This is a genomic window from Streptomyces sp. NPDC026062 (genome assembly GCF_055568375.1).
In genome coordinates this window covers 1-8,608 of sequence record NZ_JBVHOQ010000091.1, presented here as the reverse complement: position 1 = coordinate 8,608, position 8,608 = coordinate 1, and the positions used below count along the sequence as shown (strand labels likewise).

General features: G+C 69.6%; 6 protein-coding genes. 5 read left to right on the top strand and 1 reads right to left on the bottom strand.

Annotated elements, in window-relative coordinates:
• The first annotated feature begins 510 nt into the window (after nucleotides 1-510).
• The 5 genes from ACZ4LX_RS37465 (at nucleotide 511) to ACZ4LX_RS37445 (ending at nucleotide 7,166) form a co-directional block, all read left to right on the top strand.
• Complete coding sequence (locus ACZ4LX_RS37465; RefSeq protein WP_467721398.1) at nucleotides 511-2,409, top strand: non-ribosomal peptide synthetase; 1,899 nt, start codon at nucleotides 511-513, stop codon at nucleotides 2,407-2,409.
• Nucleotides 2,396-4,324 (top strand): B12-binding domain-containing radical SAM protein, encoded by a 1,929-nt coding sequence (locus ACZ4LX_RS37460; protein ID WP_467651772.1) that lies wholly within the window; start codon nucleotides 2,396-2,398, stop codon nucleotides 4,322-4,324. Before ACZ4LX_RS37465 ends, ACZ4LX_RS37460 begins: the two co-directional genes overlap by 14 nt.
• Nucleotides 4,324-5,475 (top strand): acyl-CoA dehydrogenase family protein, encoded by a 1,152-nt coding sequence (locus ACZ4LX_RS37455; protein ID WP_467651774.1) that lies wholly within the window; start codon nucleotides 4,324-4,326, stop codon nucleotides 5,473-5,475. Before ACZ4LX_RS37460 ends, ACZ4LX_RS37455 begins: the two co-directional genes overlap by 1 nt.
• 333 nt (nucleotides 5,476-5,808) lie before the next feature.
• The gene (locus ACZ4LX_RS37450) at nucleotides 5,809-6,345 is read left to right on the top strand and encodes a hypothetical protein (RefSeq protein WP_467651776.1); all 537 of its coding nucleotides are present in this window, start codon (nucleotides 5,809-5,811) and stop codon (nucleotides 6,343-6,345) included.
• Complete coding sequence (locus tag ACZ4LX_RS37445) at nucleotides 6,342-7,166, top strand: thioesterase II family protein (protein ID WP_467651778.1); 825 nt, start codon at nucleotides 6,342-6,344, stop codon at nucleotides 7,164-7,166. The genes ACZ4LX_RS37450 and ACZ4LX_RS37445 overlap by 4 nt, the downstream gene beginning before the upstream one ends.
• 148 nt (nucleotides 7,167-7,314) lie before the next feature.
• Here ACZ4LX_RS37445 and ACZ4LX_RS37440 read toward each other — a convergent pair whose 3' ends face one another.
• Nucleotides 7,315-7,848, bottom strand: coding sequence for a DUF6368 family protein (locus tag ACZ4LX_RS37440; RefSeq protein WP_467721400.1), 534 nt, complete (start codon nucleotides 7,846-7,848; stop codon nucleotides 7,315-7,317).
• Between the last annotated feature and the right edge of the window lie 760 nt (nucleotides 7,849-8,608).

The following is an 8,608-nucleotide window of genomic DNA, read 5'->3' as shown; positions in this document are numbered from 1 at the left end:
GCCTCCTGCGCGTCCGGCGACCAGGTCCGCGCATCCCCCACCAGATCACTCACACACCGTCAACGAGCCTGAACCCAATGAGTTTCTGATCAATATGCGCCTCATCGCGCGGCAGAGCGACGGCGATATCCGGATCGGAAGCGAATTTGGCACTGAAGGGAAAAGGTCACTGTCACGTGACCCGAAATTCGCCGCCAAGGGCGTCCCGTCGGCCGCTGCAGCCAGGACCGGGAGGTACGTTTCGGGTTTTTCATAATGTTCTCCGATATGTTCCGCACTTTACCTGTCAGGTGTCAATGGTCAGTTTTGTCATCATTCGTCAGTTTATTGTGGGTGCAAGGGGATGGTCACCTTGCCGCGACGCGCCGAATGTGCGTACACTTGAGCGACAAGTTTCGATCATCCCGATTTCAACGCTATGACCATCCGGTGGAGCGGTCGGCAGTCGACCGATACGGGGACTGGGTTTTCGCGTTTCAAATGATTCGGTGTGCTCGATGAGCCACAACTATGAAGACAACGTCTGACGGGCGGGAATCCATGGTTGAGTCCTTGCAATTTCCCGATTCGACAGCCGTCGCTGACCCTGAATCAGACTTAGCGGCGGCGGGGCTCCGCGGCAGAGGGATCGTCTCCGCGGCAGAGAGCAGACAACTGCTCGTTTCCTCGATCCGCCGCCAAGCCGCCTCGCATCCTGACGCGCCGGCCGTGGTCGAAGGCACCGGAGCGGTTCTGACATACGGCCGACTGGTCGAGCACGCGGACGCGTTGGCCTCGCGCATGGCCGTCGTGGCGACCCGGGCGGACGACGTCGTGGCCATCCGGCTGCCGCGCGGCGGCGAGCTGGTGACGGCTGCGGTGGCCGCGTTACTGGCCGGTCGGCCCTACCTGCTGGTGGACACCGAGCAGCCGAGCCGGCGGGCGAGCCACCTCCTCGAGGATTCCGCCGCGCGCGTGCTGGTCACTCGGGAAGAATCGGCCGACGACCTCACCGACGTCCCCACCCCCGTGCTCCTCATCGACCGGCTGCCCGCCGAACCCGCCGACCCGGTCGACCCGCTGGACCCGCACGACGGCAGCGAACTGGCCTACCTCTGCTACACCTCGGGCTCCACCGGACTGCCCAAGGGAGTCCGGGTCGCCCACCACGGCCTGGCCAACCTGGTCACCTGGTACACCGGGCAGTACCTGATCACCCGGGACGACCGGATGACCCAGATCGCCTCACCCTCCTTCGACGCCTGGGCCATGGAGGTCTGGCCGTGCCTGGCGAACGGCGCGGCCCTGTACGTGGCCGACCCCGCCGTCACCAGGTCGCCGGAGCGCTTGCGCGACTGGCTGTCGAGCAGCGGGATCACGGTCTGCTTCATCCCGACCCCGCTGGCGGTGGAACTGCTGGCCGCCCCCTGGCCGCAGACCGCCAAGGGCACCCGCGCGCTGCGCGCGATGCTGGTCGGCGGAGACCGCCTGGCCCGCCCGCCGGCCGAGCCTCCGCCGTTCCGCCTCTACAACAACTACGGCCCGACCGAGTGCACGGTCGTCGCCACCTGCGCCAGGGTGCTGGACTTCGGTTCGGCCGAACCGCCACCCATCGGCCGGCCGATCCCGTCCGTGCGCGCCCGCGTCCTGTCGCCGGACGGCCAGCCGTGCCCGGCGGGCGTGCCCGGCGAGCTCCACCTGAGCGGCCCGGCGGTGGCCCGGGGCTACGTCGGCGACCCGACGCCGGGCACCGGCGGCTTCCTCCCCGACCCGCAGGCCGAGGAACCGGACGCGCTGTGCTACCGCACCGGCGACCTGGTACGCCAGGACGCGGACGGCACCCTGCACTTCGTGGGCCGGGCCGACTCCCAGCTCAAGGTCAACGGCGTCCGGATCGAACCGGGCGAGGTGGAAGGCGTCCTGCTGCGCCACCCACGGGTGCGGGCCGCCGCCGTCGTGCTGCACCGGTCGCCCGACGGCGCCGAACACCTGGTCGCCTACCTGGTCACCACCGGCGGAGTCGACGAGCGGACACTGCGGGAACACACCGCCGCGTACCTGCCGAAGCTGATGTCCCCGCACGTCCTGATCACTGTCGACACCCTTCCGCTCACTCCCAACGGCAAGCACGACCGCGCCGAGCTGGCCGGCCGTGCGTTGCCGGGCGGCACCGCGGCCGAGCCGGCGCGCACCTCCCAGGCGGTGCTGCGCGAACTCTGGGCCGAGGTGCTGAGGGTGCAGGACATCGAGGGCACCGACGACTTCTTCGACCGCGGCGGTGACTCACTGCTCGCGATGCGATTGATCAACAAGGCGCGCCGAGCGGGCATCGTCCTCGTCCCCGAGGACCTGTACCGGTATTCGGTGCTCGGCGATCTCGCCCGATTCGTCGACCAGGCAACCGAAGGGGGCGGCGATGCCGCGCGCTGAACGGGTCACCATCATCGAACTGTCGGTCTACGAGAACACAGTCCCCCTCGTCGCGGGATACTTACATGCCTACGCCCAGCAGGACCCCGTGATCCGGGAGAGCTTCGAGTTCGACATCTACTCGACCGGCCTGTCGATCGAACCGGACGACCTCTTACGCGAGCTGGTCGCACGCGACAGCCACACCTACGCCTTCAGCTGCTACATCTGGAACATGGGCCTGATCACCCGGGTCCTGCCGGAACTGATGGCCGCCCGGCCCGACGCCTACTACGTGCTGGGCGGACCCCAGGTCATCAACCACATCCGCGAGTACGTCCCGCCCGGGACGCCCCGTGTGGTGGTGTGCAACGGCGAGGGCGAGCACACCTTCTACGAATTACTGCTCCAACTCCGCACCGCAGAACCGGACTTCGCACAAGTCGGCGGGATCAGCCACTGGTCGCCGGACGGTGAGCTGATCGACACCGACAAGCGGCCCCGGATCGACCAGCTCGACAGCATCCCCTCGCCCTTCGCCGCCGGCATCTTCGACGAGGGCGAGTACACCTTCACGGTCCTGGAGACGAACCGCGGCTGCCCGTTCAGCTGCGGTTTCTGCTTCTGGGGCGCGGCCACCCACTCGAAGGTCTACAAGTTCGAAGAAGAGCGAGTACGGGCCGACATCGACTGGATCGCCGAACACGGCGTCGCCAGCGTCTTCATCGCCGACGCCAACTGGGGCCTCTCGCCGCGGGACGTGGACCTCAGCCGGCATCTCATCGCCGCCAAGCAGCGGCACGGCTTCCCCACATCGATGGTGATCGCCGCAGCCAAGAACCGCCCGGAGCGGGTGGCGGAGATCACCGAGATCCTGGTCCGCGGCGGCCTGATCACCAGCCAGCCCATCTCGTTGCAGACGGTCAACCCGACCGCGCTGGAGATAATCGACCGGGCCAACATTCGCGAGTCGACCTACACCGACCTCCAACGGTCGCTGCGCGAGCGGAACATCAGCTCCTTCGTCGAGATGATCTGGCCGCTGCCGGGCGAGACCCTCGACACCTTCAAGCAGGGCATCGCCAAGCTCTGCCGGCTCGGCGCGGACACCCTGACCATCTATCCCCAACTACTCCTGCACAACACCACGTTGTACGAGCAGCGGGAACTGATGGGCATCGAGGTCGAGCGGGCCCAGGAGCCGGCCGCCGAGGCCGACGTCGTGGTCACGACCAAGTGGGTCACCCGCGAGGAGTGCGTCGAGGGCACCTGGTGCTACTACGCGATGCACAGCCTCTACAACGCGCGCGGCCTGTACCACCTGTCGGCCTATCTGGACCGCACAGGCATCCTCCCCTACGAGCAGTTCTTCACCGACGCCTCCCTCTTCCTGCGGGACGCGGACAACCCGGTCAGCCGCTTCTTCGCCGAGTCCGTCGACACGGCGGACAACTACAGCCTGCTCAACGTGGGCAAGGTGGCGCACATGCTGCTCAACTCGCGGCGGGCCGAGTTCGACCAGCTGCTGTCCGGCTTCTGCCAGGCACAGCCGTGGTGGTCCGACCCGCACGTGCCGCTGCTGCTCGACGTCGACCTCCTCACACGCCCCTACATCTACCGTGAGAATGTCCAGCCGCCGGGCGTGCCGCTCTCCCGCCTCCGCCTGGAGCACGTCGGGCCCACCGAGTTCGAGGTCGGGACCGACGAGGACGACCGGCGGTTCCTGGCGGAGCAGGGCATCGCGCCCGGCACCGGGACCCGGCTGCGCATCACCCACCCGCAGGAGGGCAAGATGCCGCATCCCCGGCGGCGCGACATCGAGCAGAACGCCGCGTACTGCCACGTGATGGTCCAACGCCTGCGACAACTGCTGCCCACCATCGGCGCGCCCGCGGGAGCCGACGGGGAACTCGGCGCCATCGGGCAGGCGCTGTGATGAAACGCCGGATCTTCGAGGCGGAGCACGACATCTTCCGCGGCACCGCCAGGGCGTTCGTCGATCGGGAGGTGCTGCCCCATCTGGACCGCTGGGAGGCGGCAGGGGTCGTCGACCGCGAGCTGTGGCGTGCCGCCGGCCGCGCCGGCCTGCTCGGCATGCACCTGGACACGAAGTACGGCGGCGGAGGCGTCGACGACTACCGTTTCCAGGCGGTGTGGAGCGAGGAGATGGCCCGGGCCGGCACCCTCAGCCCGGCGTTCAACTTGCACAGCGAGGTCGTCGGCGGGTTCCTGAACACACTGTGCACCCCGGAGCAGAAGGACCGCTGGCTGCCGGAATTCTGCTCCGGCGACGCGGTGGGCGCCATCGCCATCACCGAGCCGGAGGCCGGCAGCGACGTCTCGGCCATCTGCACCACCGCCCGGCGCGACGGCGACCGCTACGTCCTGAACGGCCAGAAGTCCTACGTCACGCACGGGAGTCTGGCCGACTATCTGCTGGTGCTGGCCCGGTTGGCCACGGACGGACAGCGGCCGCGCGGCGGACCGCCACCGGCCGTCCTGCTGCTGGTGCGGCTGGACCTGGCGGGAGTGGTCGTCGGCCGGGCCGAGACCAAGATCGGTGTGCGGTCGCTGGACACCGTCGATTTCTTCTTCCACGACGTCCGGGTGCCGGTGGACCACCGGCTCGGGGACGAGGGACTGGGCTTCCTCTATCTGCTGGAAAACCTGCCCAGGGAACGGTTGTCCATCGCGGTCTCGGCGCTCGCCCTGGCAGAACGCGTGCTGGAGGAGACCATCGAACATGCCCACAGCCGAAGGGTGTTCGGCGGTGAACTGCTCGACCTCCAGCACGTCAGGTTCATGCTCGCCGAGTTGACCACCGAAGTACACGTGGCCCGGGCCTTCACCGACCAGTGCATCGTCCGCCACGCGGACCGTGAGCTGACGACGGAGGAGGCATCGATGGCCAAGTGGTGGAACACCGAGCTGTGCGGTCGGGTCACCGACCGGTGCCTCCAACTCCACGGCGCCCAGGGCTATTCGCGGGACTCGATGATCGGGCGCGCCTACGTCGACAGCCGGGCGCAGCGAATCTACGGGGGCAGCACCGAGGTCATGAAGGAAATCATCGGCCAGTCGATCTAGGAAGCGCCACAATGCTGATCATTGACGCCGGGACGGTGCGCAGCCTCTGCACGATGGACGCGCCATCGAAGCGACGCGCAGGGCCGCTGCCCGCCCCACCGGGCAGCGGGCGGGCCGGCCACCCCGCCTGGTGGCCCCGTTGAGCGGGCAGAACACCCTCGCGGTCATGCCCACGGAGGTCGCCGGGGAACCGCTGGCCGTCAAGCTCACGGCAGTCTTCCCCGTCGCCCCGTCGCCCCGTCGCCCCGTCGCCCCGTCGCCCCGTCGACAAGGCGGCCCGGGGACCCGGGCGACCCGTCGCCCGGCCACTCCCCGCACCGCCTGGTGGCCACCATGTGCGGCGCAGTGAACGGCCGGCCCAACGCCGTCATCGACAGCGCGGAGCTGACCGCGATCCGCACCGCCGCGACGTCCTCCGCCGCCACCGACCTGCCCGCCGGGCCGGACAGCACCGAACCGGCTGTGCTCGGGGCGGGCGTCCAGGCCCGCGCCCGCCCGCGCGCCCTGACCGAGGTCCGGCCCATCGCGAGGGTCCGGGTGCGGAGCCGCCGCCGGCCCGAAGCAGCCGGCGAACTGGCCGGCTGGACCGCGTCGGAGGTGGGCCTGAAGTCCGGGCCGGCTCGCGACCCGACGACCGCCGCGGCCGACACCGACATCGTGGTGTGCACCACCACCGCCACGCGCGAGCCGCTTGTCACCGCCCGGATGCTCCCATCCGGCATCCACGTCAACGCGGTGAGCGCCTCCTTCCCACACACCGCGAACGGGCCGGTGACACGGCCGCGGCCGGCGAGACCCGGCACGCGCGGCGGGCGGTTCGGACGGCACCGGGATCCCGTTCAGCGACTGAACGAGAAGGAGAAGCAGTGAAGCGCCTGTCGACCCACCTCTTCGAACTGGGCACCCCGCCCGGCCCGGAGGCGCCCGTAGCGATCCAGTTCCCGTTCGCGGGTGGCAGCGTGCACGCGCTGCGCGAGTACGGCGGCCAACTGCCGGGATACCGCCACCTCGCGGTCCACTACCCGGGACGGGGCCTGCGGCTCGACGCCCCCCCGGCCGGCTCCGTGGGCGACGTCGCCGCCGCCGTCACCGCGGAGTACCTGGCCCTGGCACCGGACCGCCCGCCCCGGCCCGGACCATTGCTGATCGGGCACAGCATGGGCGGCTACGCCGCGGTGGAGACCGCGCTCCGGCTGCGGGAGGCGGGCCTCCGGTGCCCCGGACTGGTCCTGTCCTCGTCGATGCCCCCCGGAGCCGTCGCGGACACCGACAGCCCGCTGCGGCTCCTCAGCGGGGAACGCCCGCTGTCCGGAGTACCGGACGAGGAGCTCACCCAGGCGCTGATCGACGGCGGCGCCGTCCCGGCGGACATCGTCGAGGAGCCCGAACTGCTGGCCATGGTGCTGCCCACGCTCCGCCACGACTGCGAGATCGCGGCGGTGTACCGCGTCGCGGGCCCGTCCGCCCGGCTCTCCTGCCCGGTGCTCGCATTCGGCGCGCACGATGACGGCGCGGTGCCGCCGGAGTGCCTCGACGGCTGGCGCGAATTCACGGACGGCCCGTTCACCGCCCGGCTCTGGCCGGGCGGCCACTTCTGGTTCCGTACTCCACAGCCCGGCCTGGCGCAGGAGGTCGCAAACGCGACCGAGGCCCGCCCCGGCGACGCAGCCGACTCCGGGGAACCCGCGTAGGCCGGCACGGTGGCGTGGCTGACACATTCGCCCATGGATCTCGCTCGCGACTCGGGAAGGCTCAGCCGTACTGGGTGGAGTGTCCGTTCCCAAAGAGACGGGCACGCCACCATCCGCCGGTGCTCCGCCTCTCGCCCGCAGCCGGAACTCAAGGGCGAGGAGGCCGGCGATCCCGGCTTCGAGACCGTGGGCTTCTCGTTTGCCGTTGCCGCGGAAGCAGGTCTTGCCGGAGGCTCCAGCGGTGAGCCGGAGCAACTGGCCCTCGCGAACGGGGCCGCGCCTGCTCGGCGATCTCCGGCAGGACGATCTCCCAAACCTCCACGCCCTCGCCGTCCATGACGGCGGCGGTCAGCAGGGCCGTGATGAGGCGGCCGACAGGACGGTTGCAGAACGCGATGGCGCCGACCGCGTGGGAAGGGGCGGAGCCGACGAGGGGTTCCCGGTCGGCTCCATCGGCGTACTCGGCCTCGAAGACAGCCTCGTCACCGATCCCAGGCCCATGCGAGACACCAGGACGGGCCGGCATACGTCTGCCCCCATCCGTGATCCCGAGACACTCCGCGTGAATGTCCAGGCCGTAATCGCCGGCCCCGCAACTCCGCGAACCGTGCCAAGACGCCGAGCAAGAACGTGCGGAGCCGCTGGACCGCCACGCCGGGGAGGGCTCCGCCAACTCGATCACCAACACCGGTCCGGTCACGGCCCGGAGCCTGACCAGCCCGCGCTGTCACCCCCGACCGACTACTCGGCGAGGCTACGCCCCACAGCGACAGCGAAGGGGAGTGCCTCGGCCCCGATCACGGTCCGAACACTCGCAGAAAGACCGTAGGCCCCACGCCCCGACGCGTGACCGTCAACTGACGTCTACTCAACTACGATCACGCACAAGGAAGTCAGACGGCGGGGAAGCCGACGCGATCGCCTCCGATCTGGCCGACGACCATGCCGTTTACGGCCCTCACCATCACCCCCGACAGAGACGGCCTGCGCCTTGGCCACGGGGCACAGCCCCGGGCAGTCGAACGACTGCGACGGCCGACAACGAGGCCGCCGCGGACGGCCAGGGCTGTGTACGGGCAGCTTCGAGGCGGCAGTGGACCATCGACAAGGCAGTCAGGCTCCTTGTCGCCGACCGGGCGGCTGAGCCGGGGACCATGCGCCGCCGGATTCCTGTACATGCTGTCCAGCCCCTTGCTTCGACAGAGAGGGCCACCTGCGGGTCCCCCGCAAGCACGTCGAGACCGTGCTCCCCGAATTGAGCGGGAGAGCTTCAATACCGTCCCGGGGCACGGGACAGCAATGAGCGAGCAGGACCGCCGCGCTTTTCCCCGGAGCGGATGGAGCATTGTCCTAGGTTCTGTCGTCAAATGATCTTGTGTGGTGGATCATGGTCGGGTGATACGTCGCCATGAACTGTCGGATGCCGAGTGGGAGTTCGTCCG